Below are 14,849 nucleotides of genomic sequence, written 5' to 3'. Positions count from 1 at the left end.
TTCCTTACTAAAACTTTGACAAGAATTAAAATCCCATCAAAGAGTTTTTTTTGTTTAGTTAACATCTAATAGACTTTCTTGAAAAACCTATATGTCATCCTGGATTTATTTCAGGATCTGGAGTTGAACTTTTTGAAGAATAATTATTTACAGATGCTGAAACAAGTTCAGCATGACACAATTAATTATGCAAATCCCCTCCCTAATACAAGGTGATGTTAAATCCGAAAGCAAGCACCAAAAATGCTACTGCCAAACCAATGCGGTAATATCCAAAGTGGCGAAACCCGTAGGAATCTACAATTTTGAGAAAGCCCTTTACAGCAATCCAAGCAAAGATAAAAGCAAAAATACTTCCCACTCCTAACAAGATAAACTGCTCCATTGATATGCCGGAAGCCGTTTTAAACAAATCATAACCTGTAGCCGCAGCCATAGTAGGAATAGCCAATAAAAAGGAAAACTCTGTAGCCTGTCGCTCGTTATAGCCAATTCCAACGCCACCAATAATCGTAGCTGCGGCCCGTGAAGTACCAGGTATAAGTGCAAAGCACTGGGCAACTCCGATCATCAAAGCACCCTTGGTGGAGATATCTTCAAGCTTTTTGTATTGGGTTTCTCGGTTACGGGTCCATTTATCGAGCCAGATGAGTACTACACCACCCAAAATCAGCATCACGCTCACTACTATCGTATTAAACAACACCGCTTTAATAGCATCATAAAAGAGCAGTCCAACAATAGAAACGGGAATAAAAGCCCAAAACAACTTATAGTAAAGTTTTAGGCCAGCGAACAACTTATCGCGATACATAACCACAATGGCCAGCACGGCCGAAAGCTGGATGGAGATCTCAAACGTTTTGAGAAACTCGGTGTTTTCCATCCCCATGAGATGTGAGGCCAAAATCATGTGTCCCGTTGAAGAAATCGGTAAAAACTCGGTAATCCCTTCGATGATACTGAGGATGATAACTTCAATAATGCTCATACTACCATATTTTGCATAGAAAAAAGGTTTCCAGTTTACATCAGAATAAAAAAGAAAACTACATGCCCGGCCATGCAGACCACGGAATGCGAAGCAGGATCAGAAATAATCCCAAGCCGTAAAAAATAAGAATTTTCTTATATCGTGCGGCATCATCATCCCCACTTTTGGCCTTGGAATAACCAATGGTAATCAGCACTATACCGATGATCATAGTCAGCGGGTGCTCGAGCAAATACAGGCGTGACATCGCATCCCCCATCGCTTCACCAGAAAACATGACATTGGGTGAAATAAAATATAGCACTAACCCGATTAGCAACTGAATGTGGGCGGCAATTAGTCCTACCAATGAGAATTTTCGCGCTTTTTCGGTAAATGGCTTGTTGTTAATGAAGTTCATTAACGCATATCCGATAACGCCAACTAAAATGAGCAGCACCAAGTAAGCAAGGCCGGAGTGCAGATGTTGAAAACCGGTGTACATATGTAATAAGATTTAAATGATTAAATTTATGAGGCTCAATGATACGAAACTACCGTTGAAACAGAAACTTTAATAAGATCAATTCTTAATAGCGGTAATTTCTCCAAAAGATTATCAATTACCGGCTGCATTACCCTCTAAAACTGATTTTGTGCATGTTACAAACGCTTCCGGATCATCAGGGGAAATTACAATTTCGCCCTCTGCTGTTGTTAAAACTACCGTTTTATTCCGATGGGTAACATACGCTTTGTAACTTTTAAAATACTATTCCGGAAATAGCCGAACATTCCCCCAATACCAAACGTTCGTACTGATCCCGTCATCGCATGAGGCTTAAATTCAACACTTTCGATCTCTGATAAATTAATATCCTTCGACCAGCCAAGCCGTAAAATTTTAAGCTGACCGTCTTGAATATGATAACCGAATATACCGAGGCCGAGTGCACCCAAAATAATAGATCATGTTATAAGAGTGGGCATCGCTCCGGGAGTATAATAATTCAGTCCCAGAAGAAGTATTGTAATACCGCTCGTCATCAGGATCAGCAACCAATCCCAAGGTGCTTTAAAGGTCTTCCTGACATCTTCCATGGCATCCTCGTTAATTTATTTTTCATTAAGCGCTTTATTTACCGCAGGCTTTACTTCTGTGGCAAACAGCTCAATGGATTTAAGCAGCTTTTTGTGCGGGATAGATCCCACGCTCATCTGTAATAAAAAGCGATAGTGACCAAAAATTTCGTGCTGAAAAAGGACTTTATCAATAATTTCTTCCGGATCACCAACGGCATTGGCTCCACGTAGCCTTCGAGAAGCCTCAAACTTTTCCCTCGTCATGGGAGGCCAGCCGCGTTCTTTACCGATTTTATCCATCGTTACCTTAAAAGCGGGAAAGGCAATATCGGCTGCCTCTTTGGAATCCTCAGCGATAAATCCGTGCGAATTGATACTCAGTCTGGGAGGCTCATGATCATTCTCCTCAGCTGCTCTTTTATGGATATCAGCCAACTGCTTAAACTGTTCGGGCTGTCCGCCAATAATACCCAGCGCCATCGGCAGCCCCAGTGCTCCCGCCTGATAGGCTGATTTGGGGGTTCCTCCCACTGCTCTCCAAACGGGAATTTGATCCTGATATGGCTGCGGATAGACTCCACGATTATCGATATCGGGGCGATGCTCGCCGCTCCATGTGATCCTTTTACTTTCGCGAAGTTTCAGCAGTAGATCCAGCTTCTCCTCGAATAATTCCTCATAATCCTGCAGATCATAGCCAAATAATGGAAAAGATTCTACAAACGAACCGCGTCCCACCATAATTTCGGCCCGTCCCTTCGAAAGCTGATCAATGGTTGCAAACTGCTGATACGCCCGTACCGGGTCTTCCGATCCCAGTACCGTTACCGCACTACTGAGCCTGATCTGTTCGGTACGCGCTGCCGCTGCAGCTAAAATGGTAGTTGGAGATGACGATAGATACTCTTCGCGATGATGCTCACCGATTCCGAATAAATCAAGCCCTGCTTCGTCGGCCAGTTCAATTTCTTCCATCAGGTTTTCAAGACGTTCATCGGGCGTAAGCATGCGTTCCAACTCGGGATGTGGGGTATTTTCCACAAAGGTATACAGACCAAATTCCATGAGTATTATTTTTAAAAGCTAATTTTATTTGATGTTAAAGTAATTGTTTAGGTTGTAACGAAAAATGGATTTCTCTAATTCCATGGTATTACTGATAGCCTGTTGAGGATACCGATCAGCGTAATCTGCTACTCCGGCTTACCTGTACCTATCGGATTCTGAGGATCATTGCTCCACTCATACCATCCGCCGTCATAGACCGCAACATTGGGCCAGCCCATAAGCCAGGCATTCCAAAATGCTTCGCTGCCCCGCCATCCGGTTCCGCAGTAGAATGCCAGTTTTTTGACAGGTGTTAGTCCCTCCTCCATCCACTTTTCAGCCACTTCTTGGTATTCACGCATGGTGTGATCAAAATTACGATAATTCTCCATATGATAAGCATCACTACCGCAATTGCCGAACACCGCGCCGGGAATGCGCCCTTTCTTATCGATATAGTGATAGCCGCTTTGATCGCCGATAAACTCTGTCCAGCTGCGCACGCTAACCAATTCTGCATCATCCGCTGCTAAATATTCTTTTGCCTGGGGCGTATCGATCATCAGTTCCGGGCGACCCGGTATTTCAGCACCAAAATCTTCGATAGGCTGTGGATCCACATCATTAGTTGAAAGCTCATATCCCGTATCTTCCCAAGATGTAATACCCCCGTTTAAAATTCTGACGTCATCAACGCCGGCATAAAGTAAAATAGCCGCACTGCGCATCGCCCCCAGATGTCCTGCACTCTTCCCGGGGAAACGCTCTTCATCATACACCGGAGCCGAAAAACGTCCATACACTACCACGGTGGTATCGTGGCGAACTCCCAAACTTTCCAGCCGCTTCCGCAATTCATCAGGTGTTCGCCTATTCCACGTTTCGGTCGATTCCAGCCAGTTTGTATTTAGGGCAATTGCACCCGGGATGTGTCCCTTTTCATAATCCTCGATATAACCATAATGCGAGTGGCAAATTACGTAATCATCTTTATCATACTCCTGCGGTCTTTCCCCATCGATCAGTTGTTTTACCCACTCCGCATGCACCAACTGCTGATATCGCTCCAGCCGATCCAGCGGTAACTCCTTATTAGCCGACCATTCCGACAAAAAACCATCATAAATTCGTACATCGGTATAGCTCAAATCAAGCAATTTTTTCGCCATCGACCGGGTACTTTCCCCATCATATCCATAGACCACCGCCGGTTCATCTTTTCGGATATTCTTCTCCTCCAACACTTCTACCCAATCCATATAGCGTGTCCATTTTAGAGGAATACTCTTAGCTTTAGGAATGTGTCCACCCCGATTTTCATTCTGTAGACGCCAGCCGTTATAGGCGGCAATGGGACGAATATCAATTACTTTTCCAGCACTCTCATCGATAAAATATTTAAGCTCATCTGTAGAAAACGTAGATAAATTTTTCATATAAAATAATTAATTGATTCTTCAAAAAAGGATGGTATCATTTGTCTACTACTTTGACAAATACTGATATTAAATACAAGAACCTTTCTGATTTTTATCAAAATATTATTCATATAAATAGGCATACTCACTTTGTGACCTCCAGAAAAGATTAAAAATACTTCAATTTATGCGACCACTCGAAACATCCATCGAACGAACACTTCCCTTTAGCAGCGAACCAAAACTGCGGCAAAAGTTTAAGATTATCGATAAAGACATCCCCGGTAACATCAGGTGGGGACGTTTGCTTGAAGAGCTTGATAAATTAGCTGAAGATATTGCTCTCGATTATGTCCACCAGTTTGAACCCGAAGGCCGAGTGGTAACCGCGGCGGTGGATGATATCGCCCTGCATGTTCCCGCCGAGATCAAGAAAGATGTATATCTCCGGGCGCGTATCAATTACGTAGGACGAACATCCATGGAAGTGGGCATTCGGGTGGATCAGGATAAAGAGGCCGAACAATCGATGGCCGCTTGCTATTTTACGATGGTGGCACGTATCGGTGAAGGAGATGAAGCCAAAAGCCTGCCCATCCCCTCACTAAAGTATGAAAACGACATCGAAAAAGAGCGGTATGAAGCCGCTATTGCACGACGAAAAAAATATCAAGAGCAGATTGACGCCCTTGAAGAACCGCCCAGCAAGGAGGAATATCAGATGCTACGCGAGCTACATAAGGCACAAGAAAAAGATGATTTCAATGGGTTACTGGCTGGCGAACAAATTCGCAACAGTGTGGAACGAATGTATCCGGATCTGGAAAATGTACCTCATAAAATATTCGGTGGATACGTCATTCGCCGAGCTTTTGAACTGGCATTAATTCAAGCGGAAGAAATATTACCCGATCGACCGGTATTTGTCCGCGTAAACCGCATAAATTTTCTACAGCCCATCCGTATTGGCGATAAGCTTGATTTCACCAGTCGCATCGTCTACACCGGTGAAACATCCATGACGCTTGAAATAGATATCGAGCGCACCAGCATGGACAAAGTAACCAAGGCACTATCAAATACCTGTGTGTTTACGTTTGTAAATGTGGATGAGGATCTCAACCCAAAGCCGGTGCCCGATGTCTATCCCACTACCTATGCCGAGGACGAACGGTACCTGAAAGCGCATAGGCGAAGAATGGATCGTTTGGAGAACAATAAGTAGCATTTCAAATAGTCATTTACTATATTTAAGATAAATTACTCTTTTAATAGAATTGCATGCTCAATAAACTAAAACTCATATCGTCAGTGGTGTTCTTTCTTTTCTTGGGAGCATCATTATTGCAGAGCTTATCTCCGTTGGTGATCTCCGAGATAAACGCTCATCATGACGGTGAAGTAATGGCCTGCAACATGGATGGTGATTGCAGCGGCTCCTGTTCGTTAGACGGAAAAAAAGCTTGCCGTTGCAATTACACTTCATCAGACAATGATTCCAATAACACAAAGCTTTGTGGCTGTGATCATCATGGAGAAAAACCCATAGGCACGAACGCTCCATTTCAGATTAAAGCCCCGCTAGTTTCAGTTTTTGCTGGTATTACCTTATCTCCGACTTCTATTTTTCCAAGTCTAACACAGCAACCCCTATTTGTCTTTACGGATGATATTTTCCATCCACCCCGCCTTCGCGCATAATCTCCTGACCTTTTAATCAATTCAATAATCAGTCTGCACAATAGTATGATAACGCTATTGCTATAGCTTATCACTTTGATAATGCAGATAAAAGAACTATATCAGAATTATGCGTTTACAAAAATTTTTTTCTCTAACGATAGGACTATTACTCCTTTTTGCCCTCTCAAATTCTGCCTGGGCACAGAACACGATTTCCGGTAAAATCTTAGATCAATCAAATGATAAGCCGCTGACCGGGGCGCACGTACTTTGGACCGAAGGCGATCTTACCACGATCACAAACGCCAGCGGTGAATTTAGCTTCACTGCAGAGGTCGATGCTTTAACCCTCCGCATTACATACGTAGGCTACAAAAGCAAAACGGTTGAATTCACTGCAGAAGACTTAGCAGATGGAACTAATACAATCTATTTGCGAAAATCTACGCAGGCAATGAGCCCCGTCACCGTGCTTGCGCGCAAGATATCCAATCAGCCCGACCAGTTTATGGATGCGATCTCGACCGTCAACCTTTCGCACGATGCGGGACAGTTTCTCAAAGATTCGCCCAATATTTCGGGCATCCGCAAAGGCGGCGGCTTTGGCGTAGATCCCGTATTGCGTGGCTTTCAAAAGAACCAGCTAATGGTAGAGATGGATGGTGTGCTACAAACACAAGGAGCCTGCCCTAACCGTATGGATCCGCCCACTTCGCATATTCAGATGGAGCATATCGAAGAGGTGGAAATCCTGAAAGGTCCCTATGCCTTAAAGCACGGACCTTCGTTTGGCGGTGTTATCAACTTTAAATCGCAGCAGCCGGATTATTATCGTGATCCCGTTCTATCGAGCTATTTTACGGTGGGATATGAAAGTAACATCGATCGCCAGCGCTATGCCGGCGGCATCAAAAAAGAGGGTGGGCGTTGGACAACGAACGTTTACGGGGCTTTTGCATCCACAGAAAATTATGAGGATGGTTCGGGTAACAGCGTAAATGCCGGGATGTCAAATGCCGAATATACGGTAGAAACCTCCGTTCAGCTAAATGATGCAAACTCCATCAAAGCAAAGCTAAGTCAGAATTTTGCGCGAGATGTCGAATATCCGGCGCTGATGATGGATATGCGGGAGGACGACATCACCAATGCTACGCTGACCTATAAAAATACTAACTTGGGCAACGGACATTTTGAAAGCTCAGTTTTTGGCTCATACGTGGCACACCTGATGGATAATCTGACTCGGCAAATGTCGAATATGGTAGAAGCTGTAACCGATCTGTCCACCGAAACCTACGGTTACGATCTTTCCTATGTATTTCCGGCAGCATCCGGCAGCTGGACGTTCGGCACTGATGCTACGCTTCGCTACATGGAGGGCTTCCGTACCCGTAATTTCAAGATGGGGCTGGGACCCATGGCTGGACAAACGGTCACCGATAACGTCTGGCAGGGCGGTAAACGTAATCGCTTTGGCGGTGTCGTAGAATATCAGCCGAATATAAGCGACTGGGATGTGGTTATTTCATCCCGCTTTGATTACTACTACTCCAATGCCAGCGACCCAGACCCTCATTTTGCACAGACCCTTGGCCAACTCGATCAGGAACACCTCGGATGGAGTGCCAGTGCCGGTTTTACCAAAGGTCTGTATCCTAACTGGACGACCGGCTTCTGGGTTGGACGATCGGAGCGCTATCCCGGCATGGATGAGCTCTTCGTTAACTACTTAGCCATCGGTATGGATCCTTATGAGTATGTAGGCAATCCGCAGCTAAACTCCGAAGCTAACCACCAGGTAGATGCAATGCTTAACTATACTAACGAGGTCATTAGTTTAGAAGGATCACTGTTTTACAGTTATGTAACTGACTATATCAGCGCGGCCGTTCGTCCCGATTTGAACCCCAAACAAATGGGCACACCCGGCGTCAAGCAGTTTGTAAATGTGGATGAAGCTGCTCTATACGGCTTTGAGCTGACGTTCCAAAACAATGGTCGCAATAAGTTGGGATACAACCTATCCACTGCATATACCATCGGCCGCAATGTAACGGCGGATGAAGATTTGCCACAAATTCCGGCTTATGAGGCAAACCTTAAACTGGACTACAGCTTCCTGAGCGGTAAGCTAATACCTCAGATACACCTGCGCGGAGTAGCGGAGCAAACTCGTGTAGCCGAATCGTTTGACGAGCAGCCGACAGACGGATACCTGCTTACAAACTTTAAGCTGAGTTCTCAACTTGGAGGCGGTATTCAGCTTTCGGCGGGCGTTAACAACCTGTTTGATGTTACTTATCACGAACATCTGAACCGAAGTCTACAGGGATCAACAATGCCGCTCAACGATCCCGGACGCAGCTTATTTATTGAACTAAAATGGAATAGTGTACTATCATCATTATAACACCAACTTATATAATCATGAGGGGATACTTTGCAGGTATCCCCTTTTTTATTAATTACAATAAACAACCCGTTTAAATATTCAGTAGCATGAACAAAACAACTCTTAGTACATTCATTCAAACAGCCAATGCAATCATTGCTATTGCTTTTGGTTTAATAACGATTTGGGTAGGTGGAACGACACTTTTAGGCTTCTCCAATCCCGGATATGTTATCTTTTTACCCTTGCTGATATTCAATACCATAATGGGATTTGCTTATTTGGGAACCGGAATTCTAATCTGGCAACAGCATCACAAAGCAACGAAAGCCTCAAAGATTATTTTTGGACTTAATACGCTGGTACTTGTCATCATCACCTTGCTTTACTGGATAAACTTTGACGTTGCATTTAACAGTTTAAAAGCGATGTCGCTTCGAACACTGGTATGGGCGATCATTTATAGTAGTATGGCAAAAATAAAACGGTAGCTATCCTCTTTTAGACCGTAAATACAAAAGGGCATCCAACAAGGATGCCCTTCAAAACTAATAATTTATAAACGATTAGCTTGCAGCTAATTTTGAACCTTAAGCACTCCTTTCATACCGGCTGGGTAGTGTCCCGGAAATGAGCAGATATACTCATATTCTCCCGTTTCTTCGGGAACAGTAAATGTCACTTCAACGGTTTCTCCCCCACCGGCAAGTCCCGTTGCAGCAATGATTTCGTCCTCATAATCCGGAGCAATATATTCATTGTCCCGAGCACGTGCAGAAGCATTGGCAATCTCATCTACATTAGCATCTTTATCTATAACCACAACATTGTGTGCCATAGCCTGTTTTGGGATTTGACTTTTAGTAGTAAGCTTAATTGTAATTTCTTCACCGGGTTCTGCCTCGATGGAAGTTACGCTGAACTTCATGTTATCTGTTCCAACCATCTCGATGGTTCGCTGTGCCATTGCAGACGACACAACACCAGTAAAAATGAGTGCAAGTATTAGACTAATTTTAGTAAGTGATTTCATTGTAAGTAACCTCTTTTTGGTTTATTGGTATGTATTTATTGATTTAAAAACTGTTTTGTTTCAGTTTTCAATTTTTGCAAAACTATACTGGGCATTCCTTCTTCGGGGTAATTTTTTATAACATCAAAAGTACCTGCAAGAATTCGACCCACATGACCCATTTTTTCATGGGGCAGACAGAAATAATCGTACACGCCTTCTTCTGATATTCTTAAAAACCACTGGTCGCCTCGTTCCATCAGTCCCGAGTCGAAAGGCTTTGCCGAGGCCGGGATTCGCTGTGGTCGCCGGTTTTCAGGATGGTACGCTGTTACCGTATGCAATCCTTCGCGTACCACAAATTGTATCACATCGCCGGGATTAAGTTCCACCACAACCGGATCGAATCGTGCATCACTATCAGTACCTTTGACTTCAACTGTTACCGTATCTGTTACAGACAGATTAGAGGCATTAACATTTTCTCCTCCGCTCATCGACAAAAAAATAGTTAGCAATATAGCCACTGTACATTTCATTAATTGCCCGACTTACGTTTAATCGATTCAATTACGTCAGCAGCTGTATCCATCGGCTGATTTAATCCCTCAACTCGCTGGACAATCCTTCCTTCCTCATCGAGTACCGTAACCAAATTAGAGTGAGCAAAATGGCCGTCACTTTTCTTCGAATATTGGACGCCCAGCATCATGGCAAGCGTACGCACACTGGCATCATCTGCCGTCAAAAAGTGCCACCCCGGGACATTCAGCTGCTCATACTCAGCATATTCCCGTAATACTTCGGGCGTATCATTTTCAGTGTCAAAACTTACGGCCAACACATTGACATCTTCGCGGACTGATTTATCTACACTGCTGTACAACCGCCAAGCGTCCTGGATTAAAATCGGACAAACATCAGTACAGTTTCCATAAAACATCACCACAATCACCGGTGCACCACTAAAACCTGCAAGGGATACCGTTTCACCGCGATGATCTGTCCACTTGGCATCCAGGTGAAATATGGAGTGCTCAGAATCAATTTCTGTGGTACTTAGAGCGTTATCCGAACTATGATTATGCTGTGCCACCAAGCTTGTAGCTGTAAGTAAGAACAGCGTTATGAGAAATATTTTTTTCATTATAAACTCGCTTCTTTTTCTTCTATCGTTTCTACATCATAAGCGCAGCGAAATCCTACGGTGCTGTTAGTACTTTTCGGATTAAAACTCATGCGCGTGATATACCGGATAGAGGCCGCATAACTGTAGGCATTGCCAAGCTGCTGCATGCGTCCAACCGTGCCGCAATCCAGCGAAAGATCATCTGCGACAACGGGCTTAAAATCTTCAACCCATTCCATAATCAGTCCAAACTGATCTTTTACGCCATGTCGATTCTCTATTCCGGAAGAACCTATATCTCCGATATTCTCATTATCAAAAGTCGAGTACCAGCTCATTAACCTGTTGGCAAACTCTTGGGCATCGGCAGAGGAATCAAAATCCATAAGCTGTGCCGAGTACTCCCATTCATTCAGGGTTGGCAAGCGTCCGCCCACCGATTGGCAATATGCATTGGCCGCATACCATGAAACATTTGTTACCGGTTGATCCGGGTTTACAACATCATCAGAATTGACACTTTCCCAGCTTTTCAGATATCCCTTGTATGCAAAAATACTCGGAACGTTTCCAGGCCGCCAATCCTCATGATCTTGTAAAAATTCGTGGTACTGTTTATTCGTTACAGCCGTCGTATCCAGATAAAATGAATCAACTGCAACTGGTTCTCCCTTTACTTCGGGCATTACAGAATGAAATGATCCCGACGGAACCAGCACCTGGGCTCCTACCACATTGGGCAGGCTTAGCATCACCACTGCCAGTACAGTCAGCGTGATTTTAACAGGTGCTATGTTCGTCAGGATATTCATTTCAATAGATATATTAATCAGTGTTTATATTTTACGGATTTACTTCTTGCGTGGACCAGCTTTCAAAGTACCCGTTGCACCTTTTTCTGCATCAGCGAATTCGTGATCAATCAGGATATATTTTCCTTCTTCAGGCACGATTAAATCTATGGTTGCTGAACTTGATGCTCCTAACAATACGGTCTGCATACCACGCATTTCATTAAATGGATGCCCTTCGAGCCACACGCGATCGAAAATAGCACCAATTACGTGGAAACTTGATGTTCCACTTGGTCCATTATTTGATACGTGCAGGCGAATACGATCTCCAGCATTCGCTTTCAGCGGCTGATCGTGCAAAATTGTCTGGTGTCCGTTAAACACTACGTGTGATGGATTCCGGTTTTGAGCTGCCTCAAAATCATATTGATACATATCTCCGGATCCTTTCTTCAGGTAATATTCAGATTGTACGACCACATATTCCTTATCAACCTCGTAGCCTGTATCATAACCATCCTTGGGCGAAACAACGACTACGCCGTGCTGTCCCATGGCTGTGTGCATCAACACGCTGGGCGTTCCACAGTGGTAAATATATGAGCCGGGATAGTTGGCAACCCAGTCAAACTTGATCGATTCACCAGGCCCAATTGTTCGCCATTTATCATCTTTGGCTACGGTTCCCGCATGGAAATCCATTGAGTGCGGCATCGGCATCGTGGCCTCTTCAGCATTCATAAAATTATTCTGAGCAACCTGCTGCATAAAGGGCGAACCTTCTTTGGTCGGTTCCGTAATGGTTACCTCTTCATCCGAACGATTCTTCATCGTGAAAGTAATACGGTCACCTTCTTTGACGTGTAGTACCGGACCGGGAACGGTTCCTCCGAACGTCCAAGCCTCATATTTTACGCCGTCAGCAACCTCAATTTCCTGGGCAAGGATGTCAATACGAACATCATGGGTCTTGTTGCCCTCATAATTGAGCGGCTCAAGATTCGGGAGCATACTCAAGTGATCTCCTACAACGGGAGGTCCGTCATAATCTTCAGTGAACACTTCCGCTTCGGGCATGCCAAAAGTCATACCGTCCATTTCATATTCATCAGTTTGGGCATAGCTCAGGGTCGAGATTCCCGTCAGTAACAATCCTATTATAAGTGTATATGTAAGTTTTATTGATTTCATAGCAGTTTAATTTATTGCTAATTAAGAATTAAGACAATTTTGTCTTTTGTTTGTTCTGGAGTATATGTCTACAAATTGTATGCCAAAAATAAAATTATCTAAAAGAAATAAAATCCTGCTTCCAGACGGGCCTTTTTTTATTAAGAAAGATTTTTCCCATTAGGTATATGGCATCGATGCAATACTTAACGTTTCCCAGTATTGCACCAGCGCAATAGTATAAACATTATTTCTCGATTTTCATCACCTTTATCTTCTATTCTTTCTAAAATTTTAGCCCGTTGTCCTCCGAAAAACTTTTGTGTATCCACAGGTGATCTAATAATACCTGTATAAACATATTCTTCGACGAGATCATAACGAATACGTTTTACTTTGAGTTCGGTGGCTGATCATTTAATTATATGTTGGCGATATCACTAACATAACCCACCCCCAGTGCTGCAGATCCTTGCCATCTCTTAGCTGCAGATTATTCAGTGAAGAACTGCCCAACAGCGTAGAATATCCCATCCGAAAGGTGATGTCTTCGGCAAACTGATAAGTAAACGAAACGTCGAATTCAGATCCCAGATATTGATCCAATGTTCGTCCTGTGTTTTGCGGATCCCGAATATTATTCGTCAACGCTAAATAGTGATAAGTAAGGTCAATATTTGCCTCTTCGGATACATTATATTCCGTCCCAATATACAGATCTTGCAACCCTCCGCCTCTTGTATTCACGGGAATATTCAAAAAGTAATCCATGTGACCATAAAATTTGTGGTTGGTTGCATATAAGGTATGGAATGTGTTTCGAGCAGGATTGCTATCTTCGGCACTACCTCCGGACAGATAATCGTATCCACCTTTAAATCTGACTGATCCAAACCGATGCGCCCCATTTATTGCCATCATATACGCTGAGATATTTTGTCGAGTGGCATCGTCACCATTTTGGATATATGCACTGCCGTTTAATTGCCAATCTTGCTTGCTATAGTCGAGATGAGTTCCATACGTATAACGAAAATTAGTCTGCCCAAGCTGGGACTCGAATCCATCCGTCAAAAACAGCGCTGAGGCATCTAAATCCCCCATTTTATTATTCACCCATACATAGCTCAGTACCTTATAATTATTCAACGTGTAGCTATTGCCAAATACCTTCTCGGTTTCCTGGTTATAGGCTCCACCCAAATCTATCTGCAAATTAGCTTCAGCGTTATGATATCTCATTCGTAAGGCATCGTGACTTCGCGCCTGCTGCGTCCAGTTTACACTGCCGAGTAATCGCTGATCATCATATACCAGTTCCTGCCGACCCAGTTTAAGCTGAAATTGATTCGAAAGATTTAATAGCGCCCATGCCTCATGGATATTAAAGTTGGCATTGTCCTGAAGCTGCTCGGATTCTCCCCATACGCGGACATCCTGACCAGAGATGTATATTTCATAACGTTCTGATTCGTAACCGAATGCCAGTCGGGTACGCTGCGAGGTAAAAAATGCCGGTTCCGTGTCAGCTGTTCGCACCAGCTGATAACCATTGCGATATTCACTCCTCGGCCGAACTTCAGCATCAATCGTTATCTGACCAAATAACAGGTTTGGTAACGAAATAAATATAATGAACACTAACAGAGACGAATATATAGTTCTTAAATTAAACATGATTTAGGTGTGTAGTTGATGTTATAATTTACTTGACGATCAGCTTGCCCCCCCCCCGACATAATATACCGCAAAGGTGCAAAAATATTTGCATTCACCAAGCTTTTCTGACGCAATAATAGTTACTTCGACCATTCCCAAAGCTGTGTAGGTACATAGACTACAACAGAAACATCTACTTCAGCTTTAAGTACCATCACATTATGCGCCATAGCCTACTTCGGCTAATCACTGACGGTCGCCAACTTTGTGGTGACTTCCTAACTGGGTCACCGGTTATCTCTTTGACCAATAATTTTAAGTTATCAGTCATAATACCAGCAAACCTTAGTTAAGTTTTCATTATTAAGACTATTTTGTCTTAATAGCACTTTTAATACAAGCAATATTCTTGCCAGACCCTGAACAGCAATACTTTATCTCAACTTACCTTCAAAACATATGAGACCTTTTAACAGGTGTTAGCTC

Annotated in this window: 15 protein-coding genes and 1 pseudogene; 3 read left to right on the top strand and 13 right to left on the bottom strand. The window is 43.5% G+C overall.

The annotated features are described in order from the left end of the window. Window positions 1-202 precede the first annotated feature (202 nt). The 7 genes and pseudogenes from ACQ4LT_RS09920 to ACQ4LT_RS09890 all read right to left on the bottom strand — a co-directional run bounded on the left by ACQ4LT_RS09920 (window position 203) and on the right by ACQ4LT_RS09890 (window position 4,539). Entirely contained in the window at window positions 203-991 is a 789-nt protein-coding gene (locus ACQ4LT_RS09920) for an undecaprenyl-diphosphate phosphatase (RefSeq protein WP_445665881.1), read from the bottom strand. 58 nt (window positions 992-1,049) lie between these two features. After that, on the bottom strand, window positions 1,050-1,478 hold the full coding sequence (locus ACQ4LT_RS09915; RefSeq protein ID WP_445665880.1) for a hypothetical protein: 429 nt from the start codon (window positions 1,476-1,478) through the stop codon (window positions 1,050-1,052). Between the two features lie 114 nt (window positions 1,479-1,592). Next, window positions 1,593-1,688 (bottom strand): annotated as a pseudogene (locus ACQ4LT_RS09910) (hypothetical protein); the annotation flags it as partial. Between the two features lie 8 nt (window positions 1,689-1,696). After that, on the bottom strand, window positions 1,697-1,933 hold the full coding sequence (locus ACQ4LT_RS09905; protein WP_445665879.1) for a PH domain-containing protein: 237 nt from the start codon (window positions 1,931-1,933) through the stop codon (window positions 1,697-1,699). Between the two features lie 9 nt (window positions 1,934-1,942). Further along, a complete protein-coding gene (locus tag ACQ4LT_RS09900) occupies window positions 1,943-2,074 on the bottom strand; it encodes a hypothetical protein (RefSeq protein WP_445665878.1) in 132 nt (43 codons plus the stop codon). 15 nt (window positions 2,075-2,089) lie between these two features. Then, on the bottom strand, window positions 2,090-3,121 hold the full coding sequence (locus ACQ4LT_RS09895; RefSeq protein WP_445665877.1) for an Atu2307/SP_0267 family LLM class monooxygenase: 1,032 nt from the start codon (window positions 3,119-3,121) through the stop codon (window positions 2,090-2,092). 128 nt (window positions 3,122-3,249) lie between these two features. After that, window positions 3,250-4,539, bottom strand: coding sequence for a rhodanese-like domain-containing protein (locus ACQ4LT_RS09890; RefSeq protein WP_445665876.1), 1,290 nt, complete (start codon window positions 4,537-4,539; stop codon window positions 3,250-3,252). A 169-nt stretch (window positions 4,540-4,708) separates the two neighbouring features. Here ACQ4LT_RS09890 and ACQ4LT_RS09885 point away from each other — a divergent pair, with 169 nt between their 5' ends. From ACQ4LT_RS09885 to ACQ4LT_RS09875, 3 genes are all read left to right on the top strand, one after another. Continuing rightward, a complete protein-coding gene (locus tag ACQ4LT_RS09885; RefSeq protein ID WP_445665875.1) occupies window positions 4,709-5,746 on the top strand; it encodes an acyl-CoA thioesterase in 1,038 nt (345 codons plus the stop codon). A 585-nt stretch (window positions 5,747-6,331) separates the two neighbouring features. Beyond that, a complete protein-coding gene (locus tag ACQ4LT_RS09880) occupies window positions 6,332-8,617 on the top strand; it encodes a TonB-dependent receptor (protein WP_445665874.1) in 2,286 nt (761 codons plus the stop codon). Window positions 8,618-8,706: 89 nt separating this feature from the next. Then, window positions 8,707-9,090 carry a hypothetical protein gene (locus ACQ4LT_RS09875; RefSeq protein WP_445665873.1) on the top strand — a complete coding sequence of 128 codons (384 nt, stop codon included), beginning with the start codon at window positions 8,707-8,709 and terminating at the stop codon, window positions 9,088-9,090. Between the two features lie 86 nt (window positions 9,091-9,176). Here the strand turns inward: ACQ4LT_RS09875 and ACQ4LT_RS09870 are convergent, their stop codons facing one another. From ACQ4LT_RS09870 to ACQ4LT_RS09845, 6 genes are all read right to left on the bottom strand, one after another. Next, complete coding sequence (locus tag ACQ4LT_RS09870) at window positions 9,177-9,632, bottom strand: plastocyanin/azurin family copper-binding protein (RefSeq protein WP_445665872.1); 456 nt, start codon at window positions 9,630-9,632, stop codon at window positions 9,177-9,179. Between the two features lie 35 nt (window positions 9,633-9,667). After that, window positions 9,668-10,108, bottom strand: coding sequence for a cupredoxin domain-containing protein (locus ACQ4LT_RS09865; RefSeq protein WP_445665871.1), 441 nt, complete (start codon window positions 10,106-10,108; stop codon window positions 9,668-9,670). A gap of 41 nt (window positions 10,109-10,149) precedes the next feature. Then, the gene (locus ACQ4LT_RS09860; protein WP_445665870.1) at window positions 10,150-10,758 is read right to left on the bottom strand and encodes an SCO family protein; all 609 of its coding nucleotides are present in this window, start codon (window positions 10,756-10,758) and stop codon (window positions 10,150-10,152) included. Continuing rightward, window positions 10,758-11,552, bottom strand: coding sequence for a formylglycine-generating enzyme family protein (locus ACQ4LT_RS09855; RefSeq protein ID WP_445665869.1), 795 nt, complete (start codon window positions 11,550-11,552; stop codon window positions 10,758-10,760). The genes ACQ4LT_RS09860 and ACQ4LT_RS09855 overlap by 1 nt, the downstream gene beginning before the upstream one ends. Before the next feature lie 39 nt (window positions 11,553-11,591). Continuing rightward, complete coding sequence (locus ACQ4LT_RS09850; RefSeq protein ID WP_445665868.1) at window positions 11,592-12,725, bottom strand: multicopper oxidase domain-containing protein; 1,134 nt, start codon at window positions 12,723-12,725, stop codon at window positions 11,592-11,594. 396 nt (window positions 12,726-13,121) lie between these two features. Next, the gene (locus ACQ4LT_RS09845) at window positions 13,122-14,345 is read right to left on the bottom strand and encodes an alginate export family protein (RefSeq protein ID WP_445665867.1); all 1,224 of its coding nucleotides are present in this window, start codon (window positions 14,343-14,345) and stop codon (window positions 13,122-13,124) included. Window positions 14,346-14,849: the final 504 nt, after the last annotated feature.

The organism is Fodinibius sp. AD559 (genome assembly GCF_052712805.1).
Note: the sequence above shows the minus strand (reverse complement) of the source record. Positions and strands in the feature narration are given on the sequence as shown.

What these genes read in the sequence shown, in the direction of transcription:
- ACQ4LT_RS09920 (WP_445665881.1), bottom strand. Translation starts at nt 991, where the DNA reads ATGAGCATTATTGAAGTTATCATCCTCAGTATCATCGAAGGGATTACC.
- ACQ4LT_RS09915 (WP_445665880.1), bottom strand. Translation starts at nt 1,478, where the DNA reads ATGTACACCGGTTTTCAACATCTGCACTCCGGCCTTGCTTACTTGGTG.
- ACQ4LT_RS09900 (WP_445665878.1), bottom strand. Translation starts at nt 2,074, where the DNA reads ATGGAAGATGTCAGGAAGACCTTTAAAGCACCTTGGGATTGGTTGCTG.
- ACQ4LT_RS09895 (WP_445665877.1), bottom strand. Translation starts at nt 3,121, where the DNA reads ATGGAATTTGGTCTGTATACCTTTGTGGAAAATACCCCACATCCCGAG.
- ACQ4LT_RS09890 (WP_445665876.1), bottom strand. Translation starts at nt 4,539, where the DNA reads ATGAAAAATTTATCTACGTTTTCTACAGATGAGCTTAAATATTTTATC.
- ACQ4LT_RS09885 (WP_445665875.1), top strand. Translation starts at nt 4,709, where the DNA reads ATGCGACCACTCGAAACATCCATCGAACGAACACTTCCCTTTAGCAGC.
- ACQ4LT_RS09880 (WP_445665874.1), top strand. Translation starts at nt 6,332, where the DNA reads ATGCGTTTACAAAAATTTTTTTCTCTAACGATAGGACTATTACTCCTT.
- ACQ4LT_RS09875 (WP_445665873.1), top strand. Translation starts at nt 8,707, where the DNA reads ATGAACAAAACAACTCTTAGTACATTCATTCAAACAGCCAATGCAATC.
- ACQ4LT_RS09870 (WP_445665872.1), bottom strand. Translation starts at nt 9,632, where the DNA reads ATGAAATCACTTACTAAAATTAGTCTAATACTTGCACTCATTTTTACT.
- ACQ4LT_RS09865 (WP_445665871.1), bottom strand. Translation starts at nt 10,108, where the DNA reads ATGAGCGGAGGAGAAAATGTTAATGCCTCTAATCTGTCTGTAACAGAT.
- ACQ4LT_RS09860 (WP_445665870.1), bottom strand. Translation starts at nt 10,758, where the DNA reads ATGAAAAAAATATTTCTCATAACGCTGTTCTTACTTACAGCTACAAGC.
- ACQ4LT_RS09855 (WP_445665869.1), bottom strand. Translation starts at nt 11,552, where the DNA reads ATGAATATCCTGACGAACATAGCACCTGTTAAAATCACGCTGACTGTA.
- ACQ4LT_RS09850 (WP_445665868.1), bottom strand. Translation starts at nt 12,725, where the DNA reads ATGAAATCAATAAAACTTACATATACACTTATAATAGGATTGTTACTG.